Raw genomic sequence first — 16,861 nt, forward strand, 5'->3', positions numbered from 1 at the left:
GGGTTCTCGCCGTCCTCCTAGTCTTCGTCCAGCCGGGGCGCGGGGATCGTTCCGCCGTTGAGGCCGACCCCGCGGTCGGCGGAGGTGCTCTGGTCCTCTCCGCCGGCTCCATTCTGTCCTGCGGAACCCTCGGTGAGGGTGTGCAACGCGCCGGATCCAGTGAGGCCACCGGGTGCGTCCAGGATGTGTTCAGAGACGTCTACAGCCGCCGGCGCCTCGGCCCCTGGCTCCTGGGGTGCCCCGACGAAGGTGCTGGGTGCTCCGGTGGAGGGGGCCTCTTCGGCGCTGTTGACCACGCTCGAGGTTTCGAGGTCGAAGGTTCCAGCTGTCGCGGGCATGACCATGCCGATGGTGACCGCGGAGTTCGACAGCGCCTGGGGTGACTGCAGGTACTGGACCTGTTCGGCCAGGGCCTCGTTCTCGTGGACCAGGGACTGGTGCTCATTGGTCATCTGCACCAGCTGGTACTGGGTGTTGGCCACGTGGATGTTGACGGTGAGCACTGCGGCCAGGGCTGCCACGAGCAGGATGATCACACCGGCGGCGAGTCCACGCTGCCGGCGGCGGATCTTCGGCAGCACCTGCAGCGCGGGTTTGGGCTTCTGCCCGGATTCGCCTGACTGGCGTTGTTCTTCGCGCAGATCGGAGACCGTAGCCAAGCTCATGAGGTGCTCCTTGCCATGGGGGTGATCTTCTCAACCGCTCGCAGCTTTGCGGAGGCGGCTCGCGGGTTTTCAGCGATTTCCCGGGGTTCTGGTGGGTGAGCGCCGCGGATCAGCTGCCGGAAGGTGGGCCGATGCTCCTCCAGTTCCACCGGCAGCCCGGCCGGAGCGGAGGATTTCGTCCGGGCAGTGAAGGTCCGTTTGACGATCCGATCCTCCAGGGAGTGATAGGAGAGCACGACGACGGCGCCCGCCTCGGCGACGGCGTCCATAGCGGCGGGGATCGCCCGCTCGAGGACTTCGAGTTCCTGGTTGACCGCGATCCGGATGGCCTGGAAGCTGCGCTTGGCCGGATGCCCGCCAGTTCGTTTGGCTGCTGCGGGCACGGCGGCGTCGATGATTTCGGCCAGCTGGGCGGTGGTGGTCAGGGGTGTGTTCGCCCGGGCCCGGACGATGGCTGATGCGATCCGCCCGGAGAAGCGCTCCTCACCGTATTGGGAGAGGATGCGTTTGAGTTCGGGCTCACTGATCACAGCCAGCAGTTCGGCGGCGGTGGGATCCTCGGAGTCGACTGAGGAGTCCATGCGCATATCCAGCGGGGCGTCATAGGAGTAGGCGAAGCCACGTTCTGCCTCGTCCAGCTGCAGGGAGGAGACTCCGAGGTCGAAGAGGACTCCGGCTAGTGCCTCACCGGGCTTCAGGGTCTGGGCCACCTCGTCGATTTCGTCGTAGACCGCCCGTACGCTGCGGAAGCGGTCACCGTAGCCGGCCAGTCGCTGTCCGGCCAGCTGGAGCGCCTGGGGGTCGCGGTCGATACCGATGACGGTCACCGCCGGATCTGCCTCCAGCAAGGCTTCGGTGTGCCCGCCCATGCCGAGGGTGGCGTCGATGACCACCGGGGTGGCCTCCTGCATCCGCTGGGCTGCCTGGCTCAGGAGGCTGATGCAGGCATCACGCATAACCGGCACATGCCGGTCAGCGGGTGCACGGTCAGCCATGTCGGTCTCCTAGCGGCATTGGCGTCTACGGATGAATGAGGCCCTTCAGCCGGCTCCCCCACCGTTGGGTCCAGCCTGACATCGGGGAAGAGAAGTCAGGTTGGTCCGCAACGGTAAGGAGGCTTACCAAAGGGCCCCTATGTAATTGCCTGGCGAAGATTCCGTCTCCGGCTCAGAAGAGTCCGGGAATGGCTTCCTCGTCGGTGGAGGAGAACTCGGACTCCTTCTCCTCCAGGTAGCTATTCCAGGCCGCGGTGTCCCAGATCTCGGCGCGGTCGCCGGCGCCGATGACTGTGACCTCACGGTCCAGTCCCGCGTATTCCCGCAGGTTCGGGGGGATGGTGACCCGTCCCTGCTTATCCGGAGTCTCGTCCGAAGCCCCGGAGAGGAACACGCGGATGTAGTCACGTGCCTGACGGGAAGTCAGGGGCGCCTGCCGCATCTGTGCATGCACTGCCGCGAACTGGTCAGTGCTGAACACGTAGATGCAGCGCTCCTGCCCCCGGGTCAGAACGAGGCCTTCGGCCAGTTCGTCACGGTATTTAGCAGGCAGGATGAGGCGCCCTTTGTCATCCAGGCGAGGGGTATAGGTGCCGAGAAACATGGCGCCCATCTCCTTCGCTTGGAGTCACTTTCCCATCGCGCTCCACTTTACTCCACTTCCCCCCACTTTCCAACAATAACCACCCTGAATATACCCCTTAGGCGTGTTTCCGGGGATCGAGACTCACGATGACGCCTCTAGATACCCTCTTCTGACCTGCGGTTTTACATGGCGGGGACTCAGTGGGGGAAAGTGGGGAGCCCACTGGAGGACGGTGGGGAGGAAAGTGGAGGAAGATCCCACAGAGAGGGCACAAACAGCCCCCTGGACAGAAGAAAACCCCTGCGAGAACTCTCGCAGGGGTTAGGTGGTGGGAAGTGGAGGAGCTACTGCTGGCGCCGCTGCTCCCACTTCTGCTCCAGGTTGGACATGAAGCCGCCTGAGGGGCTTGGGGTGGAGCTCTTGGGGCCGGATCCACCGGATCCTCCCCCATTGCCGTTTCCACCGTTGCTGTTCTTGGGACCGGCAGAGGATACTCCGCCCGTGGTGGCGAAGTAGACGCCGATGCCCATGATGACGAACCCGGCGATCCCCACGGGGATCAGCTGCTGGTAGATGCCCAGCACCAGGACACCGATGCCTGCAACGGCCACCAGCAGTCCGAGCACGAGGTTTCGTACATTCAGCTTGCCGACAGGAGCTTCCTGCAGGGAGCTCGCAAAACTTGGATCCTCAGTCTGAAGCTGTTCCTCCAGCTCCCTGAGCATCCGCTGTTCTCGCTCCGACAGTGGCATTGTCTCGCTCCTCGGATTTCCGGTCATGGCCTTAGGGATTAAAGTCTATCTTCTCCGGGGCCTCTGCACATAGCCGGGGACCAAACCTGTGATCAAGTTGTCATGTAATCCTCAGTTATTACCCAGAATCGGGGTTTTCCTGGGGTTTCTCCGCATCCAGCAGGGATGCCGGCTGAACAGCGGCCCCCGGGAACTTCCCCGAGACGGCATCTGAGGCTCGTTGGGCGGCAAGCCAGTCGTCGTCGTGGGCGTCGAAACTCAACTGAAGGCTGCCGTCACTGCGGCTGAGCTTCTCAGCTCGGACTCCGATCAGCCGCACCGGCTGCGGCCGGTCTCCCAGTTTCTCCAGCAGCCGCACAGCCGCCGCATGCAGTTCCGGACCCGATTGGCTGGGATGGCGCAGCACTGCTGAGCGGGTCAGAGTGGTGAAATCGCGCCATCGGATCTTCATACTCAGCCCTGATGCCTGCAGTCCGCTGCTGCGCAGCCGGCCGGCCACCTTATGGGAGAGCCGCAGCAGTTCCCGGCGTAGCGCCTCAGTACTGCGGATATCCTCGGCGAAGGTCTCCTCGGCCCCGATGCTCTTCTCCTCCCGTACCGGTTCGACCCCGCGGGGGTCATGTCCCCAGGCCAGATCATGTAGATGCTCGCCGACGGCTCCGAGTTTCTTGGCCAGGATCTCCCGCGGCATCTCTGCGATCTGCTGGACGGTGCGCAGACCCATCCCGGCTAGGACTTCATTGGTCTTAGCACCCACACCCCACAGGGCTGAGGCGGGCAGGCTGTGCAGGAATTTGATGCGGGCAGCTGGTGGCACCACCAGCAGACCATCGGGTTTGGCCCGTGTGGAGGCGATTTTGGCGATGAACTTCCGGTCGGCGATTCCCACTGTGGCCGGCAGTCCCACTTCGGCACGGATGCCTTCGCGGATCAGCTGCCCCATCTGTTCGGGGTCTCCCAGCCGGCGCCTGGCCCCGGTGAGGTCGAGGAAGGCTTCATCCACGCTGAGCTGTTCCTTCAGATGGGTCAGCGTGTCGAAATAGGCCATGATCCTGGCCGAGAGTTCCCGGTAGCGGTGCATCTGGGGTGGGATGACGATGGCTGTGGGGCTCAGCTGGCGGGCTCGGCTGAGTGGGATGGCCGAGCGCACGCCGTCGCGGCGCGCTTCATAGGAGGCCGAGAGCACCACTGAACGTCCCTCCCCTGCAACGATGATCTTCTCACCGCGCAGTTCGGGTTTGTCCAGCAGTTCGGCCTCCACATAGAAGGCATCCATATCCACATGCGCAATGATCGGTGCCCGGCTTCGGGAGGTCATAGGCTTAGCGTATGCCCACCTACGGACACGTCGAGAACGTCAATCAGCGCTGCCGGGAGTTTCTGGAGGATAAGCGCCGCCATGTCGAGCAGATCGACCCCAATTCTGCTGCAGTGGTGGACTCCCTGCTGGCGCTGACTGCAGGTGGGAAGAAGCTGCGTCCCCTGCTTGCCTGGTTGGGCTACCGGGCTGCAGCAGGTGATCAGGAGACCAGCACCGGACAGCAGCAGGCCATTATTGAACTCGGCACCGCACTGGAGCTCTTTCAGGCGGCGGCCCTGGTCCACGACGACGTCATCGACCGCTCCGATACCCGCCGTGGTCAACCCAGCACCCACCGGTGGTTCACCCAGCGCCACCGCGATGCCAGTTTCGCCGGAAGCGCCGAACATTTCGGCATCTCCGGGGCGATTCTGGCCGGGGATCTCGCTCTGGCCTGGGCCAATGAGGCCTTCACCCGTGCTGAGACCCTCGCTGAAACCTCCGGCACTGCCCGGGGGATCTTTGAGCGGATGCATACCGAGGTGATCACCGGGCAGTATCTGGATGTTCTGGCGGAGGTGGATATCGCCACCGACCCGCAGACTATGCGCAGCCGGGCTCGTAATGTCCTGATCTATAAGGCGGCGAAGTACAGCGTGGAGTACCCCCTCATCCTGGGGGCTGCGCTGGGCGGCGGCAGCGAGGATCTGTTGGCGGCTCTCTCCGAGATCGGCCTTCCCCTGGGTGAGGCCTTCCAGCTGCAGGATGATCTCTTAGGGGTCTTCGGAGATCCTGAGCTGACGGGCAAACCAGTCGGTGACGACCTCAGGGAAGGTAAGCGCACCGAACTGGTCGCCTATGGGCTTGCTCACGCCCCGGCTGCGGAGGCCGATGAGCTGGAGCAGATGCTGGGTACTGCTGAACTGACCCAGCAGGAGGTCTTCCGCGCCCAGGAGATCCTGCGTTCCTGCGGTGCCGCACAGCAGGTGGAGGCCGAGATTTCCGCCCTGGCCGAGACCAGCCGGGATGCGCGGGGGCGGCTGCCTGAGCTGGGGGTCTCTGCGGCCGTGCTTGATGACCTCGATGACCTCGCTCAGCGTTTGGTCTCCCGCACGTCCTGAACGCCGAGCGAAGCCGACTTCGATACCCTGAAACAATGAGCAGCGAGGAGAGCTGGATCGGCTCAGTCATCGGAGAGCGGTACGCCATCGAACGGCGTGTGGCTCGCGGCGGCATGTCCACGGTCTACCTGGCCAAGGACCAGCGCCTGCACCGTGAAGTGGCGATCAAGGTGCTCTTCCCGCATATGGCCGAGGACCGCAAGGTCGTGCAGCGGTTCGAGCAGGAGGCCCGCAACTCGGCGCTGATCAGCCACCCCAATGTGGTGCAGGTCCTCGATCAGGGCCAGACCCGTGAGACCGCCTATATGGTCATGGAGTATGTGCCGGGTGCGACCCTGCGCACGCTGCTGAAGCGAGGCCCGATGACGCCCCGGCTGACCTTGGCCTACGCTCAGGCGATCCTCTCGGGGCTCTCCGCGGCGCACCGCGCCGGCCTGGTGCACCGGGATATCAAACCGGAGAATGTGCTGGTCTCCCCCGAGGGCCGGATCAAGCTCGCTGACTTCGGGCTGGCCCGGGCCGCCACTCACCATTCGGGAACCTCCACCCTGATGGGCACGGTCGCCTATATCTCCCCCGAGCTGCTCTCCGGCGAGGGTGCCGATGAGCGGGCCGATATCTACGCCGTCGGGATCCTGCTCTATGAGATGCTCACCGGAGTCCAGCCCTATACCGGCGACTCCCCGGTCCGGGTGGCCTTCCAACACGTCAATTCCACCGTTCCCGCCCCCTCCTCCTATGTGCCGGGACTGGCCGAGACCCTGGATTCACTGGTCCGGGAGGCGACCCGCGCCGATCCAGCGGACCGGCCCAAGAATGCCGATGAGCTGCTGGAGCAGCTTGAGGCTGTGCGCGATGAGCTCACTGAGGAGCAGTTGGACTTCGACGGCGCCCTGGTCAAACATCGCCGCCACAATCCGCCGCCGCCGGAGGACTTCTCCGAGCCGGAGACCGAGACCGATGACGACGACGCCCCAGCCGCCGGGACCTCAGAGGCGACCCAGGTGATGCCGGCCGGCTCCGCCGAGGAACCCCTCGAGGATGATGAGGACGAGGTCTTCGAGGAGGATCTGCCCGGGGCTGAGGACTTCGAAGAGGAGTCAGCCGAGCCGGCCACTGCTGCCCTTCCGGGTGCGGCCGAAGACTTCCCCACCGCCGAGGACGGCGATCAGGACTGGGATGAGGATGTCACCACTGCCCTGGGCCAGGCCCAAGCCGCTCCTCCCCCACGGCCGCAGGCCCCTGCCCCGGCGCCACAGGCTGATCCTTGGGCGACCCTGGCCGTTGAGGATCGACAGACAGTGGCGGAGGTTCCCCTGCCGACCCGGCTCAGTGTCGCTGATGCCGAGACCGGTCCGCAGCCGGCACGACAGCCTCAGCGGACGCACACACCCATCGGTAAGGATAAGAAGCAGCGCCAGCGGCCGGTGGCTGAGCTCAATGGCCCAACCCCGGCCCGCCAGGGTATTGCTGCGGCTGTGGTGATGATTGTGCTGGCCGTGGTGATGCTGCTGGGCTTCCAGCTGGGCATCAGCGAGAGCCTCATCCCCTCGCTGCCCTAGTCCCCTTAGGAGACTTTGGTGAGGGACTCTGCGACGAGGAAGGCCATCTCCAGGGACTGTTTATGGTTCAGCCGGGGGTCGACCAGGGACTCGTAGCGACCGTCGAAGGCTGACTCGTCGATCACATCGGAGCCGCCGAGGCATTCGGCCACATCATCGCCGGTCATCTCCACATGCAGACCACCGGGGTAGGTACCGGCTGCCTGGTGCACCTCGAAGAAGCCGCGGACCTCGTCCATGACGTCGTCGAACCGGCGGGTTTTATAACCGTTCTTCGCGGTGATGGTGTTGCCGTGCATGGGATCGGTGACCCAGACGACTTTGGCGCCGGAATCCCGGACTGCTTCCACCAGCGGGGGCAGCTTCTCACGGATATTGGCCGCACCCATCCGGGAGATGAAGGTCAGCCGGCCGGGCTCACGCTCGGGATCCAGCTTCTCGATCAGCTCCAGGGCAGTCTCCGGCTTGGTGGTGGGGCCCAGTTTCACACCCAGGGGGTTGCGTACCCGGGAGAGGTAGTCCACATGGGCGCCGTCGAGGTCACGGGTTCGCTCACCGATCCAGACGAAGTGACCGGAGGTCACATAGGGCTGGCCGGTGCGGGAGTCGATCCGGGTCAGAGCACGCTCGTAGTCCAGCAGCAGCGCCTCGTGTGCGGCGTAGAACTCGGTGCGCTTCAGGGACTCGAAGTCAGCACCACAGGCCTGCATGAACTGCACTGCCCGGTCGATCTCGCCGGCGATCTGCTCGTATTTGGCGTGGGCGGGGTTCTCCATGAAGCCCTTATTCCACTGCTGAACAGCGCGGAGGTCAGCGAACCCGCCCTCAGTGAAGGCACGGATCAGATTCAGGGTCGCCGCCGAGTTGTGGTAGGCGCGCACCATCCGTTTGGGGTCAGGAATGCGGGCTTCCTCGGTGAAGTCGAAACCGTTGACGATCTCGCCCCGGAAGCTGGGCAGGGTGATATCCCCGCGGGTTTCCATATCCGAGCTGCGCGGCTTGGCGTACTGACCGGCCATCCGGCCCATCTTCACCACCGGCAGGGCCGCACCATAGGTCAGCACCACTGCCATCTGCAGGATGGTCTTGACCTTGGCGCTGATCTTATCGGCGGTGACATCGTCGAAAGTCTCCGCGCAGTCCCCGCCCTGGAGCAGGAATGCTTTGCCCTCGGCCACCTGGGCCAGACGGTTCTTGAGCTTATCGACCTCACCGGCGAAGACCAGTGGCGGATTCGTGGACAGTTCGCCGTAGGCGGACTGAAAATCGGGGTGGCCGCGCCAGTCCGGCTGCTGCTTGAGAGGGAGCTCGCGCCAGCGGTCCAGGCCCGGATACTCGGCTGCTCCGGTATGGATGATCTCGCCGGGGGCGGTCAGCGGTTTCTCAGTGCGTGGGGTGGTCTCTTCTGCAGCAGTCACCCCAGTAGGGTACTCCGTTACTGGCCCGCCTGCGATTCACGTTGCGCCGCTGCGTCTTCGTAGAGCTTGTCCACCTCGTCCGCGTAGTCCTTCATGACGTCTGCACGGCGGATTTTCATCGAGGGCGTGAGGTGTCCGGACTCGATGGTGAAGTCCTTGTCCAGCAGCTTGAAGCTACGGATCGATTCGGCCCGGGAGACGGTGGTGTTCGCCTTATCGACCACAGACTGAATGTGCTCCCGGATCATGGGGTTCTCAATCAGTTCGCTCACCGGAGTGTTGGGGTCGATACCGCGGGGTTCCAACCAGGAGGGCAGGGTCTCGGAGTCCAGAGTGATCAGTGCGGCGACGAAGGGGCGTCCGTCACCGACAACCACGGCCTGGGAGACGATCGCATCGGCGCGCATCTGGTCCTCAAGCTGGGCCGGGGAGACGTTCTTACCGGCGGCGGTGACCAAAATCTCCTTCTTCCGGCCGGTGATGGTGAGGAATCCGTTCTCATCCAGGAAGCCGACATCGCCGGTGCGGTACCAGCCGTCATCGGTGAAGTCCTCGGCATTGGCATCGGGACGGTTGAGGTAGCCTCGGAAGACTGCGACACCCTTGGCCAGAATTTCGCCGTCCTCATCGATTTTGACTGCGTTGCCCGGCACGGGCGGGCCGACCGTGCCGATCTTGGACTGGGTGGGAGTATTGACTGTCAGCGGGGCGGTGGTCTCGGTCAGACCGTAGCCCTCCATGACCAGCACGCCGATGCCGTTGAAGAAATGCCCCAGACGGGCGCCCAGCGGAGAGCCGCCGGAGACTGCGTGGGTGACCTGTCCGCCCATCCGGGCACGCAGCTTGGAGTAGACGAGCTTGTCGAACAGCCCGTGCTTGAGTTTGAGGCCGAATCCGACTTTGCCGTCCTGTTTGGCTGCGGAGTAGTCGATGGCGGTCTGGGCTGCTTTGGCGAAGATCTTGCCTTTGCCATCGCCTTCGGCCTTCATCATTGCGGCGTTGTAGATCTTCTCGAAAACCCTGGGCACGGCCAGCAGGAATGTCGGCTTGAAGGTACCGAGGTCGTCGACGAGCTGTTTGATATCGGCGGTGTGACCCACTCGAGCACCGGCGGCCACGGAGATGACCGAGATGAACCGGGCGAAGACATGGGCCAACGGGATGAACAGGACAGTGGAGGACTGCTTATTGATGGCCTCCCCCAAGGAAGCGATGCCGTTGAGCGAAAGTTCCACGAAGTTGCCGTGGGTCAGCTGGCAGCCCTTGGGCCGGCCGGTGGTCCCGGATGTGTAGATGATGGTGGCCAGATCCTCCAGGTTGGCTGCGGACCGGCGGGATTCGATGTCGTCATCGGAGACCCCGGCGCCTTCGCTGCGCAGCTTCTCGAGGTCGTCACCTTCGATGGTCAGCAGGTGTTCCAGGGTTTGGAGCTTCTCCTGGGTGGCCGCACGGTCGACTGCCTTGGCGTGGGAGTCAGACTCCGCGAAGACCAGTTTGACCCCGGAGTCCTCCACGATCCAGGCGATCTGGGAGGGCGAGGATGTTTCGTAGATCGGCACGGTGACTGCACCGGCGTACCAGATGGCGAAGTCCAGCAGGGTCCACTCGTAGCGCGTGGCGGCCATAATGGCCACGCGATCGCCGGGCTGGATGCCTCGAGCGATCAATCCCTTGGCGAGGCCTGTGACATCTTCTCGGAACTGGGCGGCGGATACATCTGTCCACTCCCCCGGAGTCAGTTGGCGACCGAAGAGTGCGTTCTTGGGGTCCTCGGCGACCTGGCGCTCCAGAAGATCCGTGATGTTGAGTGTTGCGTCAACCTCGACGGCGGCGGGTACTACGTGCTCTTTCATTGGTCCATCTCCTCCCAGGGGATGTACGGGCTACATCTACTTACCGGCCAGTATATGTGTTCCGCTTCACACTACCAGTGCTTTTTGCCATGGCGAGGTAACCCCACCACCCACAGTTCCGCAGGATGGAAGAGCGGTCTCAGACTTGCGCGCCGTCGTCGGTTCCGGCTCGTTTGGAGGGCATCTGCATGAAGAGCACGACGATGCCCAGGATGATCACACCAATCAGTGCGGCTGTGGTCCAGCCCGGCAGATCCAGGGGCAGGAAGGGATGGACAACAAGCGCCACGATGCCCAGTACGGCCAGCAGTGCGCCGATGACCACACCGGGTTTGGCGCCTGCCACCGGGTTACCGGGGTTCGGCGGGCGGAAGTCGTCCTCCAGCTCTGGGGGGCTGTAGTCGCGCGGGCCGCGCTGTCCGAGGTTCTTCGGCACCGGCCGACCCGAGGGCGGCTGAGCGTTGCGGCGCCGGTAGTAGTTATTTCCGTCACGTGGTGGAGCCATAGGGTTAACAGTACCGGTCACTTTGGCCGTTTACAGTAGGCATGTGTCGTTCTACAGCATTGCCAAGAGATTTGCCGTCGGGCCAGCAGTCAATACCATATTCCGGCCCTGGGTGAAGGGCTTGGACCATATCCCCAGTGAAGGGGCCGCGATTCTGGCCTCGAACCACATGTCCTTCTCGGACTCTGTCTTCATCCCCGTGGCTGTTCCCCGGCAGGTTCGATTTCTGGCAAAGAACGACTACTGGAAGGGCCGCGGTGTGGCCGGTGTGTGGAACCGGTGGTTCTTCAATATCACCGGCCAGATTCCGATGGACCGCTCCGGCGGTCAGGCCAGCCAGATTTCCTTGGCCGGCGGCCTGGAGGCACTGAGCAATGGGGACCTCTTGGGTATCTACCCCGAGGGCACCCGCAGCCCAGACGGGCGACTGTACCGAGGCAAGCTCGGGGTCGCGCAGCTGGCCCTGAGGGCTCAGGTTCCGGTGATCCCGATGGCGCTGATCGGCACCGATAAGGTCCAGCCCATCGATAAGAACATCCCCCGGGTCCGCCGGGTGGGGCTGATCATCGGAGAGCCGATGACCTTCGAGTCCTATTACGACAACGCCGGTGATCGGTTCGCCCAGCGGGCGGTCACCGATGAGGTGATGTCACAGATCATGCGACTCTCCGGTCAGGAGTATGTCGATGTCTATGCCGCCACAGTCAAGAAACAGCTGGAAGAGGCTCGCAGCGCGCAGGGTAAGGGCAAGCGGGGCAAATAGCCCCGCCCGCCCGCGAGGTCACTCCACCTCAGCCAGGATGTCCTGGCAGACGGTGAGGTCCTCGTCCCCATCAAAGGCACCTTCACCCTCTGCTGCATCCACGAGGCTTCGCTGGATGGCGCAGTAGGTGGGCTTGCGCTCGAACTCGCCGTCCTCCCCGCGCTTGTGCAGGCCGAGATCGGCGAAACGCTCGAGGTTCTCCTGGTAGCTGTCATCGAATCCGTACTCCATGGAGAGGTGCGTCTGAGCGCCGAAGCCATGGACCGGGATATCCCGCTCCAGCTGATCCTCGATCAGCTCGTAGTAGGCATCGGCCTTAGCGTTGAGCCCGTCGACGTTGTAGTCGTTGTAGAACAGCAGGGCTTCGGGGTCCTCCTCGTGGGCCCAGAGGAAGATATCGTCCAGGACCTCCTCGCCCAGTTCGCGGATCCAGATATTGCCGTCCTCGCCGTCTCGGATCGAGGCGTCCTCGTCGTCGTCGAAGATCTCGTTGGCCACATCCCACTGCTGGATGCAGCCGGAGTAGCGGGAGACCACAGTGCGGACGTGGTCCTCGAGAATCTCGCGCAGCTCCTCCTCGGAGAAGTCGCCTTCCTCTAGCCATTCGGGGTTCTGGGAGTGCCAGAACAGGGCGTGGCCGCGCATATCCATGCCGTGTTCCTGAGCGAAGGTGACCACTGCATCGGCGGCCTCGAAGTCGTATTCGCCCTGCTCAGGCTGGATGAACTCCCATTTGAGGTAGTTCTCGTGGGTCAGTGAGTTGTATTCGGCGGCAAGGTGGTCGCGGTATTCGGCATCATCGGGCATCTGCCTCCTCGGTGTCTGCCCCCTCTTCGGCATCCCCTTCAGCCGCCTCGTTCTCGGCAGCCTCCTGGTCTTCACCGTTGGTGTCCTCGGTGTCGCCGTCATCCTCGGCGCAGGCGGTCAGGGCAAGTGCACCGATGCCCAGGGTTGCGATCCGAGTTCTCAGGTGCGGTGACATAGTTCTCCCTCACGGTGATGTACAACACACCTTTTGTCTTCCCGGAAGACTAATTTACCCTCAAGCATATATCAAGGGTCACACCTGGTGATTAATTGAGCTGATTAATTGCTCTGCGCCTGCTTCAGTGCCCGCCGAATTCGCTTGGCGCTGACGGTCTGGGCTGTGCCCAGCTGCTGGGCGAAGAGGTTGACCCGCAGCTCCTCGATCATCCATTTCACCGCAGACAGCTGCGCCGGCACCGGAAGCTGTTCGGGGACGGCCTCGACTGCGGCGTCGTAGTCGTCCTCGAGTTCCTGAACCTGCTGCATATCCGTGGTGTCCTTGGCAACCCCCTGCCCGGATTCCAGTCTGTCCAGCCGCAGCCGCATCCCCTGCAGATAGCGGGGAAGGTGCTGCAGCTGGGCGTAGCCGGTGGCGGTGACGAAGCCGGCGTAGACCAGTTGGTCGATCTGGGCCTGCATATCGGAGACCGCCGGACTCAACGCCTTGGACTTCACCGAGGCCAACCGCGAGCGCAGCTCGGTGTTGAGGGTCAGCACCTGGGCCAGGGTGTCGGTGAGTTTCAGGGTCGTCTCGATCTGCTCGGCACGGGCTGCCCGGGCGATGGCCTCGAAAGCTGCCTCGGTGAAGGGCAGTTCTTCGGGGATGAGGTGAGCCAGAACCGCCGTGGTGGAATCGGCCACCAGCTGCTCGACCGTGGTGGAGGTGTCCTGGGCGAACTGGCCCAGGGCCATCCGCTCCCGGTTGCTCAGATGCTCGACCACATAACGCTGCGGTGAGGGCAGCACGGCCCTGAGAAGCACGACGACGCCGGATGCGTGGGTCCGTGTCTGTTCGGCAGCTGAGCCGGTGATGGTCAGCCGCACCCCCTGGGTTCTGCCCTCGGTGGTGGCATCCGGGGTCAGTGCGGGATAGCCGGTGACCTCGCGGCCGGCGGCCTGGCTGGTGACTTCCCGGGGGATCTCCCCGAAGCTCCAGCTGGTCTGGTGGCGCACATGTGTCGGCAATTGGGAGGAGGCATCTGCAAGGGCGCCCCCTCCCCCACGCTTTGCCCCTGGCGAGGCGCTTTTCTGCGCGTTTTTCGGACCGGAGGAACCGGGCTTTGCTGTTGCCCCTCCGGACTCTCCGCTGACGGAGCGCTGGATAGCCTGCCGGTTCTCCTGACTGAATCTGACTTGGAGTTCGGCAAGGTCAAAGCTGGAGTCCAGGATCCGGCCGCGGTCGGAGACCACGGCGAAGGTGAACCGCAGGTGGTCTGGCAGTGCTTCGAGATCGAGGTCGGCGGGGTCGACGACGACGCCTTTGAGCTGCCGCAGGGCTGCTGCCAGAGCGGGGCGGAAGGCATCAACCTCGGGCTCATTGTCCTGCTCCATCTGCTCCCTGGCTTGGGCTGCGACATCTGGGGCAGGCACGAAGTTTTTGCGCAGGGTTTTGGGCATGGAGCGGATCAGTCCGGTGATCATCTCGGTGCGTCTGCCCGGGATGAACCATTCGAAGCGGTGGGGCTGCAACTGGTTGAGGAACAGCACCGGCACTCGGACGGTGACTCCGGCCTCATAGGCGTAGGTGAGCTCCAGCTGCAGGCCGTCGTGGTCGAAGTGTTCGGGGAAGGCCTCCAGGTCCACCTGTTCGGCCTCGGGGGCCATCAGTGTGGATTCGGGGAGGTCGAGCAGCTCTGGAGTTTCGTGGCGCTGTTTCTTCCACCAGGCGTCGAAGGCCCGCTGGGAGGTGATGGCCCGTGGCAGCCGCTGGTCGAAGAAGTCCATCAGGTGGTGATCGGCTGCTCGCAGTCCCCGCCTGCCGGTGCGGTCCTCGAGCTGGTCGATCTCTTTGAACCGGCTGCGGTTGCGTTTGTCGAAGTGGTGCCGAGTGTTCCAGTCCCCTTCGATCAGTGCGTGCCGGATGAACTCGGTGCGGGCGAACTGGGGGTCGATTTTGCCGTAGAGCACGGTTCGGTCGGCCACAATCGGCACACCGAAGAGGGTGACGCGTTCGGTGGCCACCACCGCTCCTCGTTTGGAGGACCATACGGGGTCGGTGTGGCTGCGTTTGAGCAGGTGGCTGCCGATTTCTTCGGCCCAGGCCGGTTCCACGGCTGCCACAGTCCGCGCCCAGAGCCGGGAGGTTTCGACCAGTTCTGCTGCCATGACCAGATCGGGGTTCTTCTTAAACAGTCCGGACCCGGGGAAGATGGCGAATTTTGCGCCGCGTGCCCCCTGGTATTCGCGGGTTCTTGGGGTATAGATCCCGAGGTGGCTGAGCAGTCCGGAGAGCAGGGATTTGTGGATCTGGTCGTGTTTGGACACATGTTCCACCCGGGTGCGGGAGCGGATGCGCTGTTTGGCCAGTTTGGACTGTTGGGCCAGTTCCCCCAGCTGGGCCACGAGATCCTGCCATTCGCGGATGCGCAGCCAGTTGAGGTATTCGCGGCGGCAGAGTTTGCGGAACTGGGAGGAGGAGAGCTCGGTCTGCTGTTCGGTGATGTATCGCCAGAGGTTCAGCAGCGCGGAGAAGTCTGATTTGTCGTCGGTGAAGCGCTTATGCAGGGCATCGGCGGCGTCGCGGTGTTCGGTGGGGCGCTCACGCACGTCCTGGATGGACAGTGCGGCCACCAACACGGTGACCTCGGTGAGGCAGTCCTGTCTGGCGGCTTCGACCATCATGCGCGCCAGCCGGGGGTCCACTGGCAGTTGGGCCAGGCGTCGGCCGGTTCCGGTGACCTCTCCGGTGGGCTTCAGTGCTCCGAGTTCATTCAGCAGCCGGACGGCGTCGTTGACGGCTTTGGCGTCGGGTTTCTGCACGAAGGGGAAGTCCAGCAGTTCCTTGGGGCTTTTGGTGATACCCATCGAGGACATCTGCAGCAGCACGCTGGCCAGGGAGGTGCGCAGGATCTCGGGGTCGGTGAACTCGGGGCGGGAGGTGAAGTCCTCCTCGGAGTAGAGCCGGATGCAGATACCGTCGCTGGTTCGTCCGCAGCGTCCGGCCCTCTGGTTGGCGCTGGCCTGGCTGATCGGTTCGATGGGCAGGCGTTGGACTTTGGTGCGGGTGGAGTACCGGGAGATGCGTGCAGTGCCGGTGTCGATGACGTATTTGATCCCGGGGACGGTCAGTGAGGTTTCTGCCACGTTGGTGGCCAGGACGATGCGTCGCCTTCCGCCGGGGTTGAAGACTCGTTTCTGCTCCTGGAGGGAGAGCCGGCCGAAAAGTGGGAGGATTTCGGCCTGCTGGAGCCTGCGGTGGCGTTTGGCGGTTTCAGCCAGTGCATCGGCGGCGTCGCGGATCTCGCGCTCTCCGGGGAAAAAGATGAGGATATCGCCGTCGGGCTCTTCGGCCAGTTCCACCACGGCGTCGTTGACGGCGTCGAGCAGGTCGCGCTCTTCGGGTTGGCCGCCTGCTGTTTCAGCAGTTTCGTCCTCCTCTGTGGTCTCGAGGTCGAGGACTGGCCGGTAGCGGATCTCTACAGGGTAGGTGCGGCCGGAGACTTCGATGATGGGGGCTTCACCGAAGTGCTGACTGAACCGTTCGGGGTCGATGGTCGCGGAGGTGACCACGACTTTGAGGTCGGGGCGTTTGGGGAGGATGCGTTTGAGGTAGCCGAGGATCACATCGATGTTCAGGGACCGTTCGTGGGCCTCATCGATGACGATCGCGGAGTATTTCCGCAGGAGGGGGTCGCGTTGGATCTCGGCCAGGAGGATGCCGTCGGTCATCAGTTTCACCGAGGTGTCCTCACCGACTTCTGCGGTGAACCGGACCTGGTAGCCGACGGTGTGGCCGATCTCGGTGTGCAGTTCTTCGGCCAGGCGTTCGGCTACCGTTCGGGCGGCGAGCCGGCGGGGCTGGGTGTGGCCGATGAGTCCGTGCTGGTGAGTGCCCAGTTCAAGGAGCATTTTGGGCAACTGGGTTGTCTTGCCTGAGCCTGTTTCCCCGGCGACGACGACGACCTGGTTCTCGCGCAGGGCCGCGAGGATCGTTTCGCGTTCACCGGTGACCGGAAGGTGCTGCGGGTAGTGGAGGTCGGCGGTGGTGTAGACCGGTGCGGTGTGAGTCTCGGTAGGCATGACCTATCGAGTCTATCGGGGCGTGATCCCGGGGCTCAGCAGGGGCCATTGAGGCCGATTAGGCATCTGGGTGAAATTCGGGGTACGATAGCTCTCGCTGTTTTCAGCACTTCGGAGGTCCCCAGGGCCCTGGTGAAAACCGGGATAACGGGGGCCGATGCGCGAGTGGCGGAATTGGTAGACGCGCTGGCTTCAGGTGCCAGTGATCTCACGATCGTGGGGGTTCAAGTCCCCCCTCGCGCACAGAGGATGAAAGGGCCCCGGCCCGAGAGTTGTGAAGCTCTCGGACCGGGGC

14 protein-coding genes and 1 tRNA gene are annotated in these 16,861 nt (G+C 63.8%); 4 read left to right on the forward strand and 11 right to left on the reverse strand.

Annotated elements, in window-relative coordinates; translation table 11 throughout:
- Window positions 1–17 precede the first annotated feature (17 nt).
- From HGQ17_RS09715 to dinB, 5 genes are all read right to left on the reverse strand, one after another.
- Window positions 18–665 carry a hypothetical protein gene (locus HGQ17_RS09715; RefSeq protein ID WP_168887747.1) on the reverse strand — a complete coding sequence of 216 codons (648 nt, stop codon included), beginning with the start codon at window positions 663–665 and terminating at the stop codon, window positions 18–20.
- Window positions 662–1,660 carry a 16S rRNA (cytosine(1402)-N(4))-methyltransferase RsmH gene (rsmH, locus tag HGQ17_RS09720; protein ID WP_168887748.1) on the reverse strand — a complete coding sequence of 333 codons (999 nt, stop codon included), beginning with the start codon at window positions 1,658–1,660 and terminating at the stop codon, window positions 662–664. Before rsmH ends, HGQ17_RS09715 begins: the two co-directional genes overlap by 4 nt.
- A gap of 172 nt (window positions 1,661–1,832) precedes the next feature.
- Window positions 1,833–2,264, reverse strand: coding sequence for a division/cell wall cluster transcriptional repressor MraZ (gene mraZ, locus HGQ17_RS09725; protein ID WP_168887796.1), 432 nt, complete (start codon window positions 2,262–2,264; stop codon window positions 1,833–1,835).
- A 326-nt stretch (window positions 2,265–2,590) separates the two neighbouring features.
- Entirely contained in the window at window positions 2,591–2,998 is a 408-nt protein-coding gene (locus HGQ17_RS09730) for a DUF3040 domain-containing protein (RefSeq protein ID WP_168887749.1), read from the reverse strand.
- 118 nt (window positions 2,999–3,116) lie between these two features.
- On the reverse strand, window positions 3,117–4,316 hold the full coding sequence (dinB, locus tag HGQ17_RS09735; RefSeq protein ID WP_168887750.1) for a DNA polymerase IV: 1,200 nt from the start codon (window positions 4,314–4,316) through the stop codon (window positions 3,117–3,119).
- A gap of 11 nt (window positions 4,317–4,327) precedes the next feature.
- Between dinB and HGQ17_RS09740 the strand changes: the two genes are divergently transcribed.
- Both HGQ17_RS09740 and HGQ17_RS09745 read left to right on the forward strand, forming a co-directional pair.
- The gene (locus HGQ17_RS09740) at window positions 4,328–5,419 is read left to right on the forward strand and encodes a polyprenyl synthetase family protein (RefSeq protein ID WP_168887751.1); all 1,092 of its coding nucleotides are present in this window, start codon (window positions 4,328–4,330) and stop codon (window positions 5,417–5,419) included.
- Window positions 5,420–5,454: 35 nt separating this feature from the next.
- Window positions 5,455–6,981 (forward strand): protein kinase domain-containing protein, encoded by a 1,527-nt coding sequence (locus HGQ17_RS09745; RefSeq protein WP_168887752.1) that lies wholly within the window; start codon window positions 5,455–5,457, stop codon window positions 6,979–6,981.
- 5 nt (window positions 6,982–6,986) lie between these two features.
- Here the strand turns inward: HGQ17_RS09745 and HGQ17_RS09750 are convergent, their stop codons facing one another.
- The 3 genes from HGQ17_RS09750 to HGQ17_RS09760 all read right to left on the reverse strand — a co-directional run bounded on the left by HGQ17_RS09750 (window position 6,987) and on the right by HGQ17_RS09760 (window position 10,757).
- Entirely contained in the window at window positions 6,987–8,357 is a 1,371-nt protein-coding gene (locus HGQ17_RS09750) for a class II 3-deoxy-7-phosphoheptulonate synthase (protein ID WP_168887797.1), read from the reverse strand.
- A gap of 59 nt (window positions 8,358–8,416) precedes the next feature.
- A complete protein-coding gene (locus HGQ17_RS09755; RefSeq protein ID WP_168887753.1) occupies window positions 8,417–10,252 on the reverse strand; it encodes an AMP-dependent synthetase/ligase in 1,836 nt (611 codons plus the stop codon).
- A 139-nt stretch (window positions 10,253–10,391) separates the two neighbouring features.
- Entirely contained in the window at window positions 10,392–10,757 is a 366-nt protein-coding gene (locus tag HGQ17_RS09760) for a hypothetical protein (protein WP_168887754.1), read from the reverse strand.
- 43 nt (window positions 10,758–10,800) lie between these two features.
- Here HGQ17_RS09760 and HGQ17_RS09765 point away from each other — a divergent pair, with 43 nt between their 5' ends.
- Window positions 10,801–11,520: a lysophospholipid acyltransferase family protein gene (locus HGQ17_RS09765; RefSeq protein ID WP_168887755.1), complete on the forward strand. Its 720-nt coding sequence runs from the start codon at window positions 10,801–10,803 to the stop codon at window positions 11,518–11,520.
- Window positions 11,521–11,538: 18 nt separating this feature from the next.
- Here the strand turns inward: HGQ17_RS09765 and HGQ17_RS09770 are convergent, their stop codons facing one another.
- The 3 genes from HGQ17_RS09770 to hrpA form a co-directional block, all read right to left on the reverse strand.
- Window positions 11,539–12,327 (reverse strand): endo-1,4-beta-xylanase, encoded by a 789-nt coding sequence (locus HGQ17_RS09770; RefSeq protein WP_229503455.1) that lies wholly within the window; start codon window positions 12,325–12,327, stop codon window positions 11,539–11,541.
- Entirely contained in the window at window positions 12,317–12,502 is a 186-nt protein-coding gene (locus HGQ17_RS15330) for a hypothetical protein (RefSeq protein WP_229503456.1), read from the reverse strand. Before HGQ17_RS15330 ends, HGQ17_RS09770 begins: the two co-directional genes overlap by 11 nt.
- 104 nt (window positions 12,503–12,606) lie before the next feature.
- Complete coding sequence (hrpA, locus tag HGQ17_RS09775) at window positions 12,607–16,566, reverse strand: ATP-dependent RNA helicase HrpA (RefSeq protein ID WP_168887757.1); 3,960 nt, start codon at window positions 16,564–16,566, stop codon at window positions 12,607–12,609.
- A gap of 159 nt (window positions 16,567–16,725) precedes the next feature.
- On the opposite strand from hrpA, the gene HGQ17_RS09780 reads away from it, so the two are divergent.
- A tRNA-Leu gene (locus HGQ17_RS09780) sits at window positions 16,726–16,809 on the forward strand.
- Window positions 16,810–16,861: the final 52 nt, after the last annotated feature.

It is taken from the genome of Nesterenkonia sedimenti (assembly GCF_012641515.1).
GTDB lineage: Bacteria > Actinomycetota > Actinomycetes > Actinomycetales > Micrococcaceae > Nesterenkonia > Nesterenkonia sedimenti.

What these genes read in the sequence shown, in the direction of transcription:
- HGQ17_RS09715 (WP_168887747.1), bottom strand. Translation starts at nt 665, where the DNA reads ATGAGCTTGGCTACGGTCTCCGATCTGCGCGAAGAACAACGCCAGTCA.
- rsmH (WP_168887748.1), bottom strand. Translation starts at nt 1,660, where the DNA reads ATGGCTGACCGTGCACCCGCTGACCGGCATGTGCCGGTTATGCGTGAT.
- mraZ (WP_168887796.1), bottom strand. Translation starts at nt 2,264, where the DNA reads ATGTTTCTCGGCACCTATACCCCTCGCCTGGATGACAAAGGGCGCCTC.
- HGQ17_RS09730 (WP_168887749.1), bottom strand. Translation starts at nt 2,998, where the DNA reads ATGCCACTGTCGGAGCGAGAACAGCGGATGCTCAGGGAGCTGGAGGAA.
- dinB (WP_168887750.1), bottom strand. Translation starts at nt 4,316, where the DNA reads ATGACCTCCCGAAGCCGGGCACCGATCATTGCGCATGTGGATATGGAT.
- HGQ17_RS09740 (WP_168887751.1), top strand. Translation starts at nt 4,328, where the DNA reads ATGCCCACCTACGGACACGTCGAGAACGTCAATCAGCGCTGCCGGGAG.
- HGQ17_RS09745 (WP_168887752.1), top strand. Translation starts at nt 5,455, where the DNA reads ATGAGCAGCGAGGAGAGCTGGATCGGCTCAGTCATCGGAGAGCGGTAC.
- HGQ17_RS09755 (WP_168887753.1), bottom strand. Translation starts at nt 10,252, where the DNA reads ATGAAAGAGCACGTAGTACCCGCCGCCGTCGAGGTTGACGCAACACTC.
- HGQ17_RS09760 (WP_168887754.1), bottom strand. Translation starts at nt 10,757, where the DNA reads ATGGCTCCACCACGTGACGGAAATAACTACTACCGGCGCCGCAACGCT.
- HGQ17_RS09770 (WP_229503455.1), bottom strand. Translation starts at nt 12,327, where the DNA reads ATGCCCGATGATGCCGAATACCGCGACCACCTTGCCGCCGAATACAAC.
- HGQ17_RS15330 (WP_229503456.1), bottom strand. Translation starts at nt 12,502, where the DNA reads ATGTCACCGCACCTGAGAACTCGGATCGCAACCCTGGGCATCGGTGCA.
- hrpA (WP_168887757.1), bottom strand. Translation starts at nt 16,566, where the DNA reads ATGCCTACCGAGACTCACACCGCACCGGTCTACACCACCGCCGACCTC.